Origin of the sequence: Klebsiella sp. D-Nf1 (assembly GCF_002810515.1) — a bacterium.
GTDB classification, from domain to species: domain Bacteria; phylum Pseudomonadota; class Gammaproteobacteria; order Enterobacterales; family Enterobacteriaceae; genus Klebsiella; species Klebsiella variicola.
The window spans coordinates 17,595-36,092 of the sequence record NZ_PIOK01000010.1; the positions used below are offsets into that span (position 1 = coordinate 17,595).

At 58.0% G+C, this 18,498-nt stretch carries 16 protein-coding genes; 11 read left to right on the plus strand and 5 right to left on the minus strand.

The annotated features are described in order from the left end of the window. Positions 1-157: 157 nt before the first annotated feature. Both fsa and gldA read left to right on the plus strand, forming a co-directional pair. Complete coding sequence (gene fsa, locus CWM54_RS25020; RefSeq protein ID WP_008807861.1) at positions 158-820, plus strand: fructose-6-phosphate aldolase; 663 nt, start codon at positions 158-160, stop codon at positions 818-820. Between the two features lie 54 nt (positions 821-874). Continuing rightward, entirely contained in the window at positions 875-1,978 is a 1,104-nt protein-coding gene (gene gldA, locus CWM54_RS25025) for a bifunctional L-1,2-propanediol dehydrogenase/glycerol dehydrogenase (RefSeq protein ID WP_016162055.1), read from the plus strand. A gap of 89 nt (positions 1,979-2,067) precedes the next feature. Here gldA and metF read toward each other — a convergent pair whose 3' ends face one another. Continuing rightward, complete coding sequence (metF, locus tag CWM54_RS25030) at positions 2,068-2,955, minus strand: methylenetetrahydrofolate reductase (protein ID WP_002882952.1); 888 nt, start codon at positions 2,953-2,955, stop codon at positions 2,068-2,070. Between the two features lie 356 nt (positions 2,956-3,311). On the opposite strand from metF, the gene CWM54_RS25035 reads away from it, so the two are divergent. Both CWM54_RS25035 and CWM54_RS25040 read left to right on the plus strand, forming a co-directional pair. Next, on the plus strand, positions 3,312-4,811 hold the full coding sequence (locus CWM54_RS25035; RefSeq protein ID WP_032736927.1) for a PTS transporter subunit EIIC: 1,500 nt from the start codon (positions 3,312-3,314) through the stop codon (positions 4,809-4,811). A 91-nt stretch (positions 4,812-4,902) separates the two neighbouring features. Further along, positions 4,903-5,919 carry a substrate-binding domain-containing protein gene (locus tag CWM54_RS25040; RefSeq protein WP_032731553.1) on the plus strand — a complete coding sequence of 339 codons (1,017 nt, stop codon included), beginning with the start codon at positions 4,903-4,905 and terminating at the stop codon, positions 5,917-5,919. Positions 5,920-5,921: 2 nt separating this feature from the next. Here CWM54_RS25040 and CWM54_RS25045 read toward each other — a convergent pair whose 3' ends face one another. Continuing rightward, positions 5,922-6,830, minus strand: a complete 909-nt coding sequence (locus CWM54_RS25045; RefSeq protein WP_100698872.1) for a LysR family transcriptional regulator — start codon at positions 6,828-6,830, stop codon at positions 5,922-5,924. Positions 6,831-6,921: 91 nt separating this feature from the next. Here CWM54_RS25045 and CWM54_RS25050 point away from each other — a divergent pair, with 91 nt between their 5' ends. After that, positions 6,922-7,293 (plus strand): carboxymuconolactone decarboxylase family protein, encoded by a 372-nt coding sequence (locus CWM54_RS25050; protein ID WP_100698874.1) that lies wholly within the window; start codon positions 6,922-6,924, stop codon positions 7,291-7,293. A gap of 37 nt (positions 7,294-7,330) precedes the next feature. On the opposite strand, the gene CWM54_RS25055 is transcribed toward CWM54_RS25050, so the two are convergent. Both CWM54_RS25055 and metB read right to left on the minus strand, forming a co-directional pair. Continuing rightward, entirely contained in the window at positions 7,331-9,763 is a 2,433-nt protein-coding gene (locus tag CWM54_RS25055; protein ID WP_049008645.1) for a bifunctional aspartate kinase/homoserine dehydrogenase II, read from the minus strand. Positions 9,764-9,765: 2 nt separating this feature from the next. Then, positions 9,766-10,926: a cystathionine gamma-synthase gene (metB, locus tag CWM54_RS25060; RefSeq protein WP_061156231.1), complete on the minus strand. Its 1,161-nt coding sequence runs from the start codon at positions 10,924-10,926 to the stop codon at positions 9,766-9,768. A 267-nt stretch (positions 10,927-11,193) separates the two neighbouring features. On the opposite strand from metB, the gene metJ reads away from it, so the two are divergent. Then, a complete protein-coding gene (metJ, locus tag CWM54_RS25065) occupies positions 11,194-11,511 on the plus strand; it encodes a met regulon transcriptional regulator MetJ (RefSeq protein WP_004107547.1) in 318 nt (105 codons plus the stop codon). 102 nt (positions 11,512-11,613) lie between these two features. Here metJ and rpmE read toward each other — a convergent pair whose 3' ends face one another. Then, positions 11,614-11,826, minus strand: coding sequence for a 50S ribosomal protein L31 (gene rpmE, locus CWM54_RS25070; RefSeq protein ID WP_008807868.1), 213 nt, complete (start codon positions 11,824-11,826; stop codon positions 11,614-11,616). Positions 11,827-12,078: 252 nt separating this feature from the next. Between rpmE and priA the strand changes: the two genes are divergently transcribed. From priA to hslU, 5 genes are all read left to right on the plus strand, one after another. Next, on the plus strand, positions 12,079-14,274 hold the full coding sequence (gene priA, locus CWM54_RS25075) for a primosomal protein N' (protein ID WP_061156232.1): 2,196 nt from the start codon (positions 12,079-12,081) through the stop codon (positions 14,272-14,274). A 150-nt stretch (positions 14,275-14,424) separates the two neighbouring features. Continuing rightward, positions 14,425-15,453: a DNA-binding transcriptional regulator CytR gene (cytR, locus tag CWM54_RS25080; protein WP_061156233.1), complete on the plus strand. Its 1,029-nt coding sequence runs from the start codon at positions 14,425-14,427 to the stop codon at positions 15,451-15,453. A gap of 93 nt (positions 15,454-15,546) precedes the next feature. After that, positions 15,547-16,521 carry a cell division protein FtsN gene (gene ftsN / locus CWM54_RS25085; RefSeq protein ID WP_100682025.1) on the plus strand — a complete coding sequence of 325 codons (975 nt, stop codon included), beginning with the start codon at positions 15,547-15,549 and terminating at the stop codon, positions 16,519-16,521. 91 nt (positions 16,522-16,612) lie between these two features. Further along, positions 16,613-17,143, plus strand: coding sequence for an ATP-dependent protease subunit HslV (gene hslV, locus CWM54_RS25090; protein WP_002882918.1), 531 nt, complete (start codon positions 16,613-16,615; stop codon positions 17,141-17,143). Between the two features lie 9 nt (positions 17,144-17,152). After that, the gene (hslU, locus tag CWM54_RS25095; RefSeq protein ID WP_061156235.1) at positions 17,153-18,487 is read left to right on the plus strand and encodes an HslU--HslV peptidase ATPase subunit; all 1,335 of its coding nucleotides are present in this window, start codon (positions 17,153-17,155) and stop codon (positions 18,485-18,487) included. The last annotated feature ends 11 nt before the right edge of the window (positions 18,488-18,498 follow it).

Sequence of the window (18,498 nt, forward strand, 5' to 3'; positions counted from 1 at the left end):
AACCCCACCATCGCCGATAAATGTGATCTAAATCATCCTTAATCGTGATGCGTACATTTATCCAGTTTTTGGCAAATTTGTCATCTGGCGGTCCTTCGAACGAAAGCCGTATGCTTACCTCAACGACAATATCGAATTAAGCATTGAGGAAAACACGATGGAACTCTATCTGGATACCGCCAACGTCGCCGAAGTGGAACGCCTGGCCCGCATCTACCCGCTGGCCGGGGTAACCACCAACCCGAGCATTATCGCCGCCGGTAAAACCCCGGTATGGGACGTGCTCCCACGCCTGCAGAAAGCCATCGGTCCGGAGGGCACCCTCTTCGCGCAGACCATGAGCCGCGATGCGCAGGGCATGGTGGAAGAAGCTAAACGCCTGAGCAACGCCGTGCCGGGCATCGTGGTTAAAATCCCGGTGACCGCCGAAGGCCTCGCCGCTATCAAAATGCTGAAGAAGGAAGGCATCCCGACCCTTGGCACCGCCGTCTACAGCGCTTCGCAAGGCCTGCTGGCCGCACTAGCCGGCGCAAAGTACGTCGCGCCTTACGTTAACCGCGTTGACGCCCAGGGCGGAGACGGCATCCGCATGGTACAGGAGCTGCAATCTCTGCTGGAAATGCATGCGCCCGAGAGCAAAGTGCTGGCGGCGAGCTTCAAAACGCCCCGTCAGGCGCTGGATTGCCTGCTGGCCGGCTGCGAAGCCATCACCCTTCCACTAGATGTAGCGCAACAAATGCTCGGCACCCCTGCGGTAGAGTCAGCCATAGAGAAGTTTGAACAGGACTGGAATAACGCCTTTGGCACGCTAAACCTGTAACCGGACCCGCGAGCCGCCTGCGGGCGGCAGCACGGTCATCGAGGAGGAATCGAAATGGATCGCATTATTCAATCACCAGGCAAATACATTCAGGGCGCAGGCGCCATCAAGCGCCTCGGCGACTATCTGAAGCCGCTGGCCGAACGCTGGCTGGTAGTCGGCGATAAGTTCGTACTGGGGTTTGCGGAAGAGATGCTGCGTAAAAGCCTGGCCGACGCTGGCCTGGCGGCCGAAATCGCGCCGTTTGGCGGTGAGTGTTCGCATAATGAAATCAATCGCCTGCGCGATATCGCCGGCAGTGCGAAGTGCACCGCCGTGCTGGGGATCGGCGGTGGTAAAACGCTGGATACCGCAAAAGCATTGGCTCACTTTATGAATGTGCCGGTGGCGATCGCCCCCACCATCGCCTCCACCGATGCGCCGTGCAGCGCGCTCTCGGTGATTTACACCGACGAAGGGGAGTTCGACAGCTACCTGATGCTGCCGCACAACCCCAACATGGTCATTGTCGATACGCAGATTGTTGCCGGCGCACCGGCGCGCCTGCTGGCCGCCGGGATTGGCGATGCGCTGGCCACCTGGTTCGAAGCCCGCGCCTGCTCCCGTAGCGGCGCCACCACCATGGCGGGCGGGAAATGCACCCAGGCGGCGCTGGCACTGGCCGAGCTGTGCTACAACACCTTACTCGAAGAGGGTGAAAAAGCGATGCTGGCCGCCGAACAGCACGTGGTCACCCCGGCGCTGGAGCGAGTGGTGGAAGCCAACACCTACCTGAGCGGCGTTGGTTTCGAAAGCGGCGGTCTGGCGGCGGCGCACGCGATTCATAACGGCATGACGGCCATCCCTGACGCCCACCACTATTATCACGGGGAAAAAGTGGCGTTCGGTACCCTGACGCAGCTGGTGCTGGAAAATGCGCCGGTGGACGAAATAGAGACCGTCGCCGCGCTGTGCCACAGCGTTGGGCTGCCGATCACCCTGGCGCAGCTCGATATCAAAGGCGACATCCCAACCAAAATGCGCCTGGTGGCGGAAGCCGCCTGCGCTGAAGGCGAAACCATTCACAATATGCCGGGCGGCGTCGACTCAGACCAGGTCTACGCCGCGCTGTTGGTGGCCGACCAATACGGTCAGCGCTTCCTGCAGGAATGGGAATAACCCAGAGCAAAACACCCGGCATCAGCCGGGTGTTTTTTTATGTCTATCTGTCGAACGCGCCGCCTACTGACCGCGGAAACGGCAAGCACTCAGGCCGGACGCACGCCCAGCGTATGGCAGATGGCGTAGCTCATCTCGGCGCGGTTCAGGGTATAGAAGTGGAAGTCTTTTACCCCTTCCCGGCTTAAAATCTTCACCATGTCCATGGCGATATTCGCCCCCACCAGCTGACGGGTTTCGGCGTCGTTATCCAGCCCTTCGAACATTTTCGACATCCACACCGGGATACGGACGTTGGTCATATCCGCAAACTTTTTCGCCTGTTTAAAGTTGGAGACCGGCAGGATACCCGGAATGATTTCCACGTCGATGCCCGCCGAAACGCAGCGATCGCGAAAACGCAGGTAGCTTTCCACATCGAAGAAGAACTGGGTGATCGCGCGGTTGGCGCCCGCCTCGACTTTACGCTTCAGGTTCAGCAAATCCGCCTGTGCGCTTTTCGCTTCCGGATGCACTTCCGGATACGCGGCGACAGAGATATCGAAATCGCCCACCTCTTTCAGCAGCGTCACCAGATCGGCGGCATACATATCCGGTTTACCGCTGCCCGGCGGCAGGTCGCCGCGCAGGGCGACGATATGGCGAATACCGTTGTTCCAGTAATCCTGAGCGATAGTACGCAGCTCATCACGAGAGGCATCGATACAGGTCAGGTGCGGCGCTGCTTCCAGACCGGTTCGCTCTTTAATGCCTTTGATGATGCTGTGGGTGCGATCGCGCTCGCCAGAGTTCGCGCCATAGGTTACCGAAACAAATTTCGGTTTCAGACTGCTCAGGCGATCGATGGATTTCCACAGGGTTTGCTCCATTTCACTGGTGCGCGGCGGAAAGAATTCAAAAGACACATTAATCTGGCCCTGGACTTCCGCCAGGCTCTGATTCAGGGCTTCCCGCTGATTGGCGTGAAAAAAGCTCATACCTTACCTCATCAATCGCATGTAATGGCTGTTATATTGCGAACTTCTATACGTTTAGACGTCCAGATGTAAAAATGACGGAAAAGCGCGCGGGCGTCAATAGAAAAATCTGCGTAAAGAGTGAGGAATAGGCCTCTAAAATGAAAAAAATTCATCTTCCGACCTGAACTGATGCCGTGCAGGAAGAATTCGACCCGATGAAATTTGAAGCAGTTCAAAAAACCAACATCTCCCCATGATTGCCAGAGCGATTGTGATTGCAGCCGCTTATAGCTTGGTTCACATTAAGTAGAACGTTCTACTAGAACGTTCTACTTACGCAATAATGCTTATAAAATCTATTCGGGGATATCACCATGAGTCTGTGGTCAGGGTTCATAAAATCATTATCAAAACTGTCGATGATCGGCCGCGCCTTGATGCTGCCGATTTCGCTTCTCCCGGCCGCCGGCTTACTGTTGGCCTTCGGGGATAAATTCCATATGCCGCTAATGATGAACGCCGGCGGCATCATTTTTGATAACCTGCCAATGCTGTTCGCGATTGGTTCCGCTGTGGGGCTGGCATCAGAATCGGGCATCGCTGCGCTGTCGGCAGCCGTTTCCGTCTTTATCACCAACATCACCATCAGCACTGTGCTCGGCATTACCCCGGAGATGGCCTCTCAGGGCGGAAAATACGCCATGGTCGTTGGCATCCCGACGCTGCAGATGGGGGTTTTCGGCGGGCTTATCTGCGGTATTCTCGCGTCGTGGTGCTATAACCGCTTCCATGCGATGCAGTTGCCTGAATTCCTCGGTTTCTTCTCCGGTAAGCGCTTCGTGGCGATCGCCACGGCGTTTCTCTCGTTTATTCTCGGCCTGCTGTTGCCTTATGTCTGGCAACATATCCAGGCCGGTATCGACTCACTGTCGATGGTGGTGAATGGCGACAACCAGGCCGCATCGACCTTTATTTTCGGCCTCGTTGAACGGGCGCTGATCCCGCTGGGGCTGCACCACATCTGGTATCCATCCTTCTGGTACTCTTTCGGCGATTACACCACCCAGGCAGGCCAGGTGATCCACGGCGACCAGACCATCTGGTTTAAGATGCTGGAAGAAGGGGTGAAATCCTTTAGCTCCGACAGCTACCAAAACGCCGGTAAATTTATGCAGGGGGAATTCCCGCTGATGCTGTTCGCGCTGCCGGCCGCCTGTCTGGCGATGTATCACGAAGCGCATACTAAGAATAAAAAAATCGCGGCCGGTATCCTGTTCTCCGCCGCGCTGACCTGTTTCCTGACCGGCATTACCGAGCCCGTAGAATTTACCTTTATCTTCGTGGCGCCGATCCTGTACGTCTTCAACGCCATCATGGCGGGGCTTTCGTACATGACGATGTATCTCCTGCATGCGCATATCGCTAAATCTTTCTCCGCAGGGCTTATCGACTATATCTCCTTCGGTATTCTGCCGTCGCTCAACGGCTATCAAACCCACTTCCTCAACGCGGTGATTGTTGGCGTGCCGATGGGGCTGATTTATTATTTCACCTTCCGCTTCGTTATCCGCCGTTTCGATGTGAAAACGCCGGGCCGCACCGATATCACGGTCACTGCCGACGATAAAACCGATGCGGAGCTGGCGACCGAGATCGTCAATCTTCTCGGCGGTTCACAAAATATCGATTCCGTCGGGGCCTGCATCACCCGCCTGCGCCTGGAAGTAGCTGAGCGCGATGCGGTTGATAAAGATGGCCTCAACGGCATCGGCGCGCGCGGGGTGGTCTTCGTCGGCGATAACGGCATCCAGATTATTTTTGGCGCCAGAGCGCAATTTATCGCACAAACCATGTCGGGGATGATTGGCAAATAACAAGAAGGTGTTATGGTGTGGAAATAGGCTTGCCGTGGGTAAGCCTATGTCTGCGATCTGACGGTTATACACGCGTTGTCATGGAGCGATTTTGAAGAAAGTCAGCATTATAGATGTGGCGAAACTGGCCGGCGTCTCCGTTTCGACGGTCTCGCTGGTATTACGTCAGAAAGGGAAGATCTCCGACGCGACCATCGAAAAAGTCAACGCGGCCATCCAGGAACTTGGCTATGTGCATAACGTTGCCGCCGCTAATCTCCGCGCCAACACTACCAACCTGATCGGCCTGATCCTGCGCGACTTCAACGACAGCTTTTCCATCAAGGTGATGGCGAATATCGTCCAGGAGCTCGAAAAGCAGGGCTATATGGTCATTCTCGGCCAGCCGCGCGACGATCATGACTATCTGGCCCGCTGCCTGCTGTCGTTTAAACAGCAGGGCGTCGCCGGCGTGATATATCTTGATGCCGACACCACCAGCAATGCGCTGCCCGAGGCCTTACAGGCATGTCCGCTGCCGCTGGTCGCGGTCTCGCAAACGCTGCTCACCGGCCACCATGATCAGGTGGTCCGCGATAACCGCCAGGCCGCCAGCATCGCCACCCGTTATCTGATTGAGCGCGGCCATCGCTACATCGCCTACATCGGCGGACAGGATAATGACCTGATCCGTCAGCAGCGGCTGCTTGGCTTATTCAGCACACTGGAGAAAAACGGCATGACGGTGCGGGAAGAATTTGCCCCCGCCTGCAGCGACAACACCCAGGCCGCCAGTATCGCCACCCGCCAGTTGCTGGAAAAAAATAATGCCATTACCGCCCTGCTGTGCCACTCGCCTGATGCAATGATTGGCTGCCTCAGCGGCATTCATCAGGTTGGACGCACGGTGGGAAAAGATGTCTTTCTCACTCAGCAGGTGGCGCTGGTGGGTTTCGAAGACATGATGCACGTGAATTTAACCTCGCCATCCTTCACTTACGTCTCTTCCGCCAGCGAAGAGACAGGACGTCAGGTTGCCTCGCTCATTATCCGCAAAATCAAAGAGCCTGCCCTGCCGACCCAGCGCATTACCCTTTCCGGACAGCTGGTGGCTCGAGAGTCAGCCTGAGGCTAGCGAGTCGTCAGATGGTCATCCAGCAGAGGAAGCCATTGCTGCACGGATTCTGCCTGGTGAGGCGCATAGACCACGCCAAGGCTTAACGGCATGCTGTCGCCTTCAGCGACAGGACAGAACACCACCCCCTGACGCTGGATCGCGGAAAAGGACGCCGGCAGCAGGATCATGCCTTCGCCACGCGCAATTCGCGCCAGCAGTACATCATGTTCGGCAGGCTCCTCCACGTAAGCGGGGGTATAGCCAGCCCGGTCGAAAATACGTCGCGTGTAGTCAAAGAAATCGGGATTACGCTCGCGTTTAAACCAGAACAGCGGTCGGTGATTGAGCGCACGTAGCGTTAACGCTGGGCTGGCGGCTTCCGGCCAGGAGGCAGGCAATGCCGCGATGAGCGGCTCATGATACGGCAAAGGATGCAGGTGCAGCCCTTCGGTATTCAGCGGCAGCGCAACCAGCGCCGCATCGAGTTTGCCTTTGCGCACCTGCTGAGCCAGCGCCAGCGAGGCGTGGCGAGTGATATGCAACGTGCGGGTATGTTTACTCAGCGCAGATTCAACGGCGGCGAAAATGCCCTGTTCAAAGGCGGTGGTCAATCCCAGACGCAAGGTCTGCGGCGAGTGAGCGGAGAGCTGGCTCAATGCCGCCAGCGTGCGCGCCTGGAGCGCCAGCATCGGCCGAATAATCTCCAGCACTTCTTTTCCCGCGTCGGTAAGGATCAAGCCTTTGCTGTGGCGCTGAAACAGCGTCACCCCCAACTGCGCTTCCAGATGGCGCATATGGCGGCTCAGCGGCGGCTGCGAGATAAATAACCGCTGCGCCGCCCGGCTGATGTTATTTTCTTCCGCCACCACGGCAAAGGCGCGCAGCAGGCGAATATCCAGGGAATGTAATCGCGAAGTTGTCATACTAAAAAGGTATCACGAAAAGGGTATTACTCAAGTCCGGCAAACTTCCCTACCCTTCCTCTCAACGCTTCATCACAGAGAGGAAAAAATGATGTCCAGCGAACGTTATATCACCGGTCAGGAAATGCTGCAGCGGGTGGATGGCCGCGGCGGGGAAGCCGTCGTCGACAGCCTGCAGGATATCGCCCCCGATTTCGCCCGCTATCTGATTGAGTTCCCCTTCGGCGATATTTACGCCAGGCCGGGGCTCGATTTACGCAGCCGGGAAATCGCCACTATTGCCGCGCTCACCGCGCTGGGTAACGCCGCGCCACAGCTGAAAGTACACATTGCCGCAGGATTAAATGTCGGCCTGACACAAGAAGAGATTACGGAAGTGATCATGCAGATGGCGGTCTACGCCGGATTCCCGGCGGCGCTCAACGGCCTGTTTGCCGCTAAAGCGGTTTTTGCGGCGCACTAACAAAAAAGACCAGGCAGCGCCTGGTCTTTTCTCGGAACTACAGCAGCTGCGCCAGACGGTTAATATCCGACTGGATCGCTCCGGCGGTCACATCGCGCCCGGCGCCGGGTCCGCGGATCACCAGCGGGTTATCGCGATACCAGCGGCTTTCGATGGCGAACACGTTATCGCACGGCAGCAGCGCCGCCAGCGGGTGCTCTTCGCGTACCGCTTCCACGCCGACGCGTGCTTTGCCGTTAGCATCAAAGCGCGCCACGTAGCGGAGCACCAGCCCCATCTCGCGGGCCGCTTCCAGACGCTGCAGCATTTGCTCGTTCAGCTCTTCCCCATTTTCAAAGAAGTGATCGACCGACCCCTCTTCGCAGTGTGCAGGGACCAGTGATTCCACACGGACCTGATCCGGTTCGATGTCATAACCCGCTTCCCGCGCGAGGATCACCAGCTTACGCATCACATCCTTACCGGACAGATCGACGCGCGGATCCGGCTCGGTCAGCCCCTGCTGCCAGGCCTGGTCCACCAGGTCGGTGAACGGCACGGTGCCATCAAACTGCAGGAACAGCCAGGAGAGCGTTCCCGAGAAGATACCGCTCAGGCCGAGGATGGTGTCGCCGCTGTCGATCAGATCGCGCACCGTATGGTTCACCGGCAAACCCGCGCCAACGGTAGCGTTATACAGCCAGTGGCGACCCGTCTTCTCAAACGCGTCGTGGATCTGGCGATATTTATCACTGCTGCTGGCGCCCGCCAGCTTGTTGGCGCTGATCACGTGGAAGCCATGGCTGGCGAAATCAAGGTACTGGTCGGCCAGCTGTTCGCTGGCGGTGACGTCCAGCACCACTAAATCATCGTACGGATGCGCGCGCATCCACAGGAACAGCGACTCTTCATCCTGCTCCACCGCTTCATCGTTGAAGAAGGCCAGCGCCCGGCTGGCATCCAGCCCGTCGTAGTTCAGCAGGCTGCGTTTACTGTCGACTACGCCGGCGAGAACAAACTCGAAGCCAGTACGCGCCGACAAGGTGGTTTGTTCGCGGGCAAACAGCTCCAGCCAGCGGGAGCCAATGTTCCCTTTGCCGAACAGCATCAGGCCAATACGCTTCTCTGCACGAAACAAGGTCTGATGCAGACCCTGGATCAGGCTTTCCGTTGGCCCGGCGCGCAACACGGCCACCAGGCTGATCCCCTCTTCGGACTGCCAGGTGAACTCCACCGGTTGCCCTTTCAGTTGCTGCCAGAAACGATGGCAGTGCAGTGGGTTACGGGTGACACCCGCGCCCACCATCGCCACCAGCGCCAGCTTCTGACGCAGACGCAGCTCGCCCGGCAGACCCGCTTCATCGAGCAGCTTCAGCGCGCTGTCGGCTACCTCGGAGGTATAACAGAACTGCAGCAGCTTGCGGTCGGCATGGATGCCAACGGCTAATGGACGCAGCTGGGCGCGTTTGAGCAAGGCGTCCAGCTCTTTATGCGCCAGTTTGAAATCGTGGCTGGCCGGCACCTGGAACTCCACCAGGCAGACGTCGTCATGGCTGGTGACAATCCGCGCGCCGGTACCGGAGGCCAGCACACGCTCAATGCGCGTAGAACCCTGTTCCGGCGTATAGCTGCAACGTAACTGCAGATCGATATCGCTGGCGGACACCGGCTGCAGCGTTCGGGCGTGGAGTACTGGAGCGGCCAGACGCGCCAGCTCGCTGGCTTCATCCAGACGCAGCAGCGGCAGCAGACAGGCATCTTTGACCTTACGCGGATCCGCGCTGTACACCCCGGCGACATCACTCCAGATGGTGACGCGGGAGGCACCCGCCAGCGCGCCGATCTGCGTGGCGGAATAGTCAGACCCGTTACGGCCCAGCAGGACAGTTTCCCCGGCCTGGTTGCGGGAGATAAAGCCGGTCACCACCAGACGTTTATTCGGATGTTGCGCCATCAGCTGTTGCAGCAGTGGATAAGATAAACCTTCATCCACCTGCGGCTGCGCGGCGCGTTCCGCACGCAGGAAAGCGCGCGCGTCCAGCCAGGCCGCTTCCATACCCAGCTGGTTAAGGACCGCCGCCATCAGGCGCGCGGACCAAACTTCACCATGGCCGACCACTTCCGCATAAACCGCTTCGGTAACCCCGCCATCAAGCAATCCTGCCAGACGCTCAAGGTCATGGATGAAGGCGGCAATTAACGTATCCGCCGCCGCAGGCTCCACCAGACCGCCAATCAGCTCGGTCTGATAACGGCGAAGCGACTGCTGAACCTGATGCGCAGCAAGGCGATCGCTCTGGCTAAGTTTAAGCCAGCTGATCAGCTGGTTGGTGGTGCTACCAGCGGCGGAGACGACCATCATGTCGCCCGCCTGCGAATATTCCTTCATGATCCCCGCGACGCGCAGGTAACATTTCGCATCCGCTAAACTACTCCCACCAAATTTGTGCAGCTGACGACCCTTCGCCCCTGCCTGCGCAATCACACTCATTTTTATTCCTCGTTTGCTGCCCGGAAGCCATTTTCCAGGTCGGCAATTAAATCTTCACCATCTTCAATACCGGTTGAAATACGCAGAAGCGTTTCTGAAATTCCGGCGGCGGCACGCGCTTCAGGCGCCATGCCGGCATGCGTCATAGTTGCCGCATGGGAAATCAGGCTTTCAACGCCCCCCAGCGATTCCGCCAGTGTAAATAGCGACAGCCCGCTCAGGAAACGGCGCAGCGTCTGCTCGTCACCGTCCAGCTCGAAGCTTAACATTGCGCCAAAACCTTTTTGCTGACGCGCCGCAATTTCATGCCCCTGGTTTTCCGGCAGCGACGGATGATACAGCTTTTTCACCAGTGGCTGGGTTTTCAGATACTCAACGATCGCCTGGGCATTGCGCTGCGCCACTTCCATACGCGGAGACAGCGTCCGCAGACCGCGCAGCAACAAATAGCTGTCGAAGGCACCGCCGGTGACGCCAATATTATTCGCCCACCATGCCAGTTCGGTGACAGTCGCCGGATCTTTGGCAATCACCACCCCGGCAACCACATCGGAGTGGCCATTCAGGTATTTAGTACAGGAATGCAACACCAGATCGGCACCCAGCGCCAGCGGGTTTTGCAGCGCCGGGCTCAGGAAGGTGTTGTCCACCACGCTCACCGCGCCTGCCTCACGTGCCAGGCCACAGATTTTCGCAATATCCACCACCCGCAGCAATGGATTACTTGGGCTTTCGACCAGCACCAGCTTCGGTTTTTCCGCCAACGCCGCCCGCAGCGCCTGCTCATCATTTTGATCGACGAACTGGACGCGATAACAGCCGCGCTTCGCCAGGCTGTCGAACAGACGGTAGCTGCCGCCGTAGCAGTCGTGCGGCGCCACCAGCAGATCGCCCGGCTTAAGGAACACCGTCGTCACCAGCAGGATCGCCGACATACCGGTATTGGTCAGCACCGCGCCGGCGCCACCTTCCAGCTCCGCTAAGGCGCGCTGCACCACATCACGCGTCGGGTTGCCGCGGCGGGAGTAGTCGTGAGCGCGAGGTTCATTAAAGCCGGTGAAGTTATAAGTACTGGAAAGGTGAATCGGCGGGACAACGCAACCGTACTGCTCGTCGTCATTTAAACCGCTACGCACTGCGATGGTGGCCTGTTTACGCGTCATGTTGGGAAGTTCCTGGGCTGAATCGGTGAAAAGTCAGGCTCCAGAGTAAACATTGTCACAATAGACGTCAATACATCTGGACATCTAAACTTCTTTGCGTATAGATTGAGCAAAGTGCAAATAGCCGTTAAAATTATATGCATTAGCGCACGTCGGTAGCGGCTTATCTCATGTTAGAAAGCGCGCTCATACGGTAAACTACGCGCAATTATAGCCCGGGCGGAATATTCTGGCCCTTCACTAATAAACAGAGGATTAAGGTATCTCATGGCTGAATGGAGCGGCGAATATATCAGCCCATACGCTGAGCACGGTAAGAAGAGTGAGCAAGTAAAGAAAATTACGGTTTCCATTCCTCTGAAGGTGTTAAAAATCCTCACCGATGAACGCACGCGTCGTCAGGTGAACAACCTGCGTCACGCGACCAACAGCGAGCTGCTGTGCGAAGCGTTCCTGCATGCCTTTACCGGACAACCGTTGCCTAACGATGAAGACCTGCGTAAAGAGCGCAGCGATGAGATCCCGGAAGCGGCGAAAGAGATTATGCGTGAACTGGGGATCGACCCGGATACGTGGGAATACTGAGTTGATAAAAAGGGCGGAAGCAATCTTCCGCCCTTTTTTGTGTCCCGCTCAGGCTGGCGAGAGGCACAAAAAAGCCGCCCTGAGGCGGCTTCTTCTGGCAACTTACTTGCTGCCCGGGATGCTGAAGCGCTTGTTGAAGCGGTCAACACGGCCACCGGTAGCAACATCACGCTGTTTGCCGGTGAAGAACGGGTGGCATTTACCGCACACGTCGAGGTTCAGGTCGTGACCAACGGTGGAACGGATTTTCATGACATTACCGCAAGAACAGGTAGCAGTAATTTCTTCGTATTTTGGGTGAATACCTTTTTTCATGGGAGAACCTCAGTTAAGGCCGCGTCGCTCTTCCAGCCCTAACGCCAGACACCACGCGATATTAATAATTTCCCGTCGTCTTCCACGCTGCTGACAGCGCGAAGCGTACGGTAATGGTCAATCTCCAATGCGGTATAAAGTGCATTGAAGGCGGCGAATCATACAGAATTTGACCAGCATATGCAAACTGATCCGCGCCGCCTTATCGTAATGTGTATACTATCCCGCCAGATTTCAAGTCAGGAAGATGACATGCCCGTCGCCCACGTTGCCCTACCCGTTCCGCTACCGCGCACCTTTGACTATCTGCTGCCTGATGGCATGGCGGTCAAAGCGGGCTGTCGGGTGCGGGTGCCGTTCGGCAAACAGGAGCGGATCGGCATTGTCGCGGCGGTGAGCGAGCGCAGCGAGCTGCCGCTGGATGAACTCAAACCGGTCGCCGAAGCGCTGGACGACGAGCCGGTCTTCTCCGGCACCGTCTGGCGACTGCTGATGTGGGCGGCTGAGTATTACCATCATCCGATTGGCGATGTGCTGTTCCATGCGCTGCCCATTCTGCTGCGCCAGGGCAAACCCGCCAGCGCTACGCCTCTGTGGTACTGGTTCGCCACCGAGCAGGGGCAGGCTGTCGACCTCAACGCTCTGAAACGCTCCCCAAAGCAGCAGCAGGCGCTGGCGGCGCTGCGCCAGGGAAAGATCTGGCGTCATCAGGTTAGCGAACTGGAATTTAATGAAGCGGCGCTGCAGGCGCTGCGTGGCAAAGGGCTGGCGGAGCTGGCCTGTGAAGCGCCCGTCCTCACCGACTGGCGCAGCACGTATTCGGTTGCCGGCGAGCGCCTGCGTCTGAATACCGAACAGGCCACCGCCGTCGGGGCGATCCACAGCGCTGCCGATCGCTTCTCCGCCTGGCTACTGGCTGGCATCACGGGCTCAGGGAAAACGGAAGTCTACTTGAGCGTGCTGGAGAATGTACTGGCGCAGGGGCGCCAGGCGCTGGTGATGGTGCCGGAGATCGGCCTGACGCCGCAAACTATCGCCCGTTTTCGCCAGCGCTTTAATGCGCCGGTGGAAGTGCTGCACTCCGGACTCAATGACAGCGAACGTCTCTCGGCCTGGCTGAAGGCGAAAAACGGCGAAGCGGCCATTGTGATAGGCACTCGCTCCTCGCTGTTTACCCCGTTTAAAGATCTCGGCGTCATCGTCATCGATGAAGAGCATGACAGCTCCTACAAACAGCAGGAGGGCTGGCGCTACCACGCCCGCGACCTGGCGGTATGGCGCGCTCACAGCGAACAGATCCCGATTATTCTCGGCTCGGCGACGCCGGCGCTGGAGACCCTGCACAACGTCCGCCAGGGCAAATATCGGCAGTTAACCTTAAGCAAACGCGCGGGCAATGCGCGTCCAGCCCAGCAGCACGTGCTCGACCTGAAAGGACAGGTGCTGCAGGCGGGTCTGTCACCCGCGCTGATCAACCGCATGCGCCAGCATCTGCAGGCGGATAACCAGGTGATCCTGTTTCTTAACCGCCGCGGCTTTGCGCCGGCGCTGCTGTGCCACGACTGCGGCTGGATCGCGGAGTGCCCGCGCTGCGACAGCTACTATACGTTGCACCAGGCGCAGCACCATCTGCGCTGCCACCATTGCGACAGTCAGCGCCCTATCCCGCGCCAGTGCCCTTCCTGCGGTTCCACACATCTGGTGCCGGTGGGTATCGGCACCGAGCAACTGGAGCAGTCCCTGACGCCGCTGTTCCCTGGCGTGCCTATCTCGCGTATCGACCGCGATACCACCAGCCGTAAAGGGGCGCTTGAGGAACATCTCGCCGCGGTCCATCGCGGCGGCGCGCGTATTTTGATCGGCACCCAAATGCTGGCCAAAGGCCACCACTTCCCGGACGTGACCCTCGTCTCCCTGCTGGACGTCGACGGGGCACTGTTTTCCGCTGATTTCCGCTCCGCAGAGCGTTTCGCTCAGCTCTATACCCAGGTCTCCGGACGAGCGGGCAGGGCAGGAAAACAGGGCGAAGTGATCCTGCAAACCCACCATCCGGAGCATCCTCTGCTGCAGACCCTGCTATATAAAGGCTACGACGCTTTTGCCGAGCAGGCGCTGGCAGAGCGGCAGACAATGCAGCTACCGCCGTGGACCAGCCACGTGTTGATTCGCGCTGAAGACCATAACAACCAGCAGGCGCCGCTGTTTTTACAGCAATTGCGCAATCTACTGCAGGCCAGCCCGCTGGCCGACGATAAACTGTGGGTGCTCGGTCCGGTTCCGGCGCTGGCGCCGAAGCGCGGCGGCCGCTGGCGCTGGCAAATATTACTGCAGCATCCTTCGCGGGTGCGCCTGCAGCACATCGTCAGCGGTACGCTGGCGTTAATCAATACGCTACCGGAGGCGAGAAAAGTGAAATGGGTGCTGGATGTCGATCCTATTGAAGGGTAAGGCTTCTCTTGCGAGCCGGATCGAAAAATTCAACAAGCATCACGTTTTTCATGAAAATTCTGTAACTCACTGCCGCGACTATCTGATAAAAATGATGCAGCAGTTAGCGCGCAAGGGAAATGTCAGCGCCATTCAGCGAGGAGAAACCAGGTGAAGCCCAAAAAACAAGTGGTTGCCGCCACCATGAAAGACGTCGCTCTCAAAGCAAACGTTTCCACGGCAACCGTGTCCCGAGCGTTGATGAACCCTGATAAGGTGTCGCAAGCCACCCGTAGCCGGGTCGAACAGGCGGCGCTGGAAGTCGGCTATTTACCGCAGTCGCTCGGGCGAAATATGAAGCGCAACGAATCGCGGACGATCCTCGTGATCGTGCCGGATATCTGCGATCCCTTTTTTAGTGAAGTCATCCGCGGAATTGAAGTCACTGCCGCCGAGCACGGTTATCTGGTGTTAATCGGCGATTGCGCCCACCAGAACCAGAAAGAAAAAACCTTTATCGACCTTATCATCACCAAGCAGATCGACGGCATGGTGCTGCTCAGCTCGCGCCTGCCGTTCGACGCCAGCGTGGAAGAGCAGCGCAATTTGCCGCCGATGGTTATGTCGAACGAATTCGCGCCGGAGCTGGAACTGCCCACCGTCCATATCGATAACCTGACGGCGGCCTTTAACGCGGTGAACTATCTCCACGAGCTGGGACACCAGCGTATCGGCTGTATCGCCGGCCCGGAAGATATGCCGCTGTGCCATTATCGCCTGCAGGGTTATGTGCAGGCGCTGCGCCGCAGCGGTATCACCGTCGATCCGCACTATATCGCTCGCGGCAACTTTACCTTCGAAGCCGGCGCCAATGCGCTGGAGCAGCTGCTGTCACAGCCGATACCGCCCACCGCGGTCTTCTGCCATAGTGATGTGATGGCGCTGGGCGCCTTGTCGCTGGCGAAACGCCGCGGCCTGAAGGTGCCGGACGACCTGTCGATTGTCGGCTTCGATAACATCGCGTTGTCTGAATTTTGCGATCCGCCGTTGACCACCGTTTCACAGCCGCGTTTTGATATCGGCCGTGAAGGAATGCTGCTATTACTTGAGCAAATGCAGGGTCATAACGTGAACAGCGGCTCGCGTCTGCTCGACTGCGAACTGATTGTTCGCGGCAGTACGCAAAAAATCAGACGATAACCATCAGGCTTTCGGGCCTGCTCTTCTGGTCAAAGGCCCGCCGCTTAAGTAACATGGCGGGCTGACGAACGAATATAAGACAGCGAAACGATAGTGGCACAACGAGATTATGTACGCCGCAGCCAACCGGCTTCTTCGCGGCGCAAAAAGAGCACGACCCGAAGCTCAAGGAATAAGCAAAGCAGCCTTCCGGCGATTTCACCGGCTATGGTGGCGATCGCGGCGGCTGTGCTGGTGGCCTTTATCGGTGGACTTTATTTCATTACGCACCATAAGAAAGAAGAAGCGGAAGCGATGCAAAATCGCCAGGCCGCCGGTAACGGCTTGCCGCCAAAACCGGAAGAGCGCTGGCGCTATATCAAAGAGCTGGAAAGTCGCCAGCCTGGCGTTCGCGCGCCGACCGAACCGACTGCCGGTGGCGAGGTGATGAAACCGGAACAGCTGACCGACGAGCAGCGCCAGCTGCTCGCTCAGATGCAGGCCGATATGCGCCAGCAGCCAACCCAGCTGACCGAAGTGCCGTGGAACGAACAAACCCCGGCGCAGCGCCAGCAGACGCTGCAGCGTCAGCGTTTAGCACAGCAACAGCAACAGCAGCAGGCACAGCAGCAGCAGTGGGCGCAAACTCAGCCGCAGACCGTGCAGCAGCAGCCGCGCGTCCAGCAGCCGAAGCCAGTGCAGCAGCAACAGCCGAAGCAGACCGCGTCGAACCAGCAGCCGTACCAGGATCTGTTGCAGACGCCGGCGCATACCAATACCACGCAGCCACGTACGCAGGCCGCTGCGCCGGTGACCCGCGTGGAGGAAGCGCCGAAAGCCGCAGCCGCCGAGAAGAAAGACGATCGTAGCTGGATGATCCAGTGCGGCTCCTTTAAAGGTGCCGAGCAGGCCGAAACCGTCCGCGCTCAGTTGGCTTTCGAAGGGTTCGCTTCGCACATCACCACTAATAACGGCTGGAACCGCGTAGTCATTGGTCCGCTGAAAGGCAAAGAAAGCGCCAACGAGATGATCACCCGTCTGAAGATGGCCGGACACGCGAACTGCATTCGTCTCGCCGCCAGGGGTTGAAACCCTCAAAATCCCCCCCATCTATAATTGCATTCGGCCCCGCGGACAGCGCGGGGCCCCTGTTCCGCTTTTGCAACCAAGGGGTCTGCTCGTGACTACAATTGTAAGTGTTCGCCGTAACGGCCATGTTGTTATTGCCGGTGATGGCCAGGCCACGCTGGGCAACACCGTGATGAAGGGCAACGTGAAGAAAGTGCGTCGTCTGTATAACGACAAAGTGATTGCCGGTTTTGCTGGCGGCACCGCTGACGCCTTCACGCTGTTCGAACTGTTTGAACGTAAACTGGAAATGCACCAGGGCCATCTGGTGAAGGCCGCCGTTGAGCTGGCCAAAGACTGGCGAACCGATCGGATGTTGCGCAAGCTGGAAGCGCTGCTGGCCGTCGCGGACGAAAACGCGTCGCTTATCATCACCGGTAACGGCGACGTGGTACAGCCAGAAAACGATTTGATTGCTATCGGCTCCGGCGGTCCTTACGCCCAGGCCGCGGCCCGCGCGCTGTTGGAAAACACCGATATGGGCGCGCGCGACATCGCCGAGAAAGCGTTGGATATTGCAGGTGATATCTGCATCTATACCAACCATTTCCACACCATCGAAGAATTACCTTCTAAAGCGTAAGGATCTCCCATGTCTGAAATGACCCCACGCGAAATTGTCAGCGAACTGGACAAACACATTATCGGCCAGGACGCCGCCAAGCGTTCTGTTGCTATCGCCCTGCGTAACCGCTGGCGCCGGATGCAGCTTAACGAAGAGCTGCGTCATGAAGTCACGCCGAAAAACATTCTGATGATCGGCCCAACCGGCGTCGGTAAAACCGAGATCGCCCGTCGTCTGGCGAAACTGGCCAACGCGCCGTTCATTAAAGTTGAAGCGACCAAGTTCACCGAAGTAGGCTATGTTGGTAAAGAAGTGGACTCGATCATCCGCGATCTGACCGATGCGGCGATCAAAATGGTTCGCATGCAGTCCATCGATAAGAACCGTTACCGCGCGGAAGAGCTGGCGGAAGAGCGCGTACTTGACGTGCTGATCCCACCGGCGAAAAACAACTGGGGCCAGGCTGAACAGCCGCAGGAACCCTCTGCTGCGCGCCAGGCGTTCCGCAAGAAACTGCGTGAAGGCCAGCTGGACGATAAAGAGATTGAAATCGATCTCGCTGCGGCGCCGATGGGCGTTGAAATCATGTCCCCTCCGGGCATGGAAGAGATGACCAGCCAGCTGCAGTCCATGTTCCAGAACCTCGGCGGCCAGAAGCAGAAACCGCGTAAGCTGAAAATCAAAGACGCGATGAAGCTGCTGATTGAAGAAGAAGCGGCCAAGCTGGTCAACCCGGAAGAGCTGAAGCAGGAAGCCATCGACGCTGTAGAGCAGCACGGTATCGTCTTTATCGACGAAATCGACAAAATCTGTAAGCGCGGCGGCAACTCCTCCGGCCCGGACGTGTCTCGTGAAGGCGTACAGCGCGATCTGCTGCCGCTGGTTGAAGGCTGCACCGTCTCCACCAAACACGGGATGGTTAAGACCGACCACATCCTGTTTATCGCCTCCGGTGCGTTCCAGGTGGCCAGTCCGTCCGATCTGATCCCTGAGCTGCAGGGGCGTCTGCCGATCCGCGTTGAGCTGAAGGCGCTGACCACCCATGACTTCGAGCGCATCCTGACCGAGCCGAACGCCTCCATCACCGTGCAGTACAAAGCGCTGATGGCGACCGAAGGGGTGAGCATCGATTTCACCGAAGACGGTATCAAGCGTATCGCCCAGGCCGCGTGGCAGGTAAACGAAACCACCGAGAACATCGGTGCGCGTCGCCTGCACACCGTGCTGGAGCGTCTGGTGGAAGATATTTCCTATGATGCCAGCGAGATGAACGGCCAGACCGTCATTATCGATGCCGAATATGTGAGTAAACACCTGGATGTTCTGGTGGCAGATGAAGATCTGAGCCGTTTTATCCTATAATCCGGTGCAAT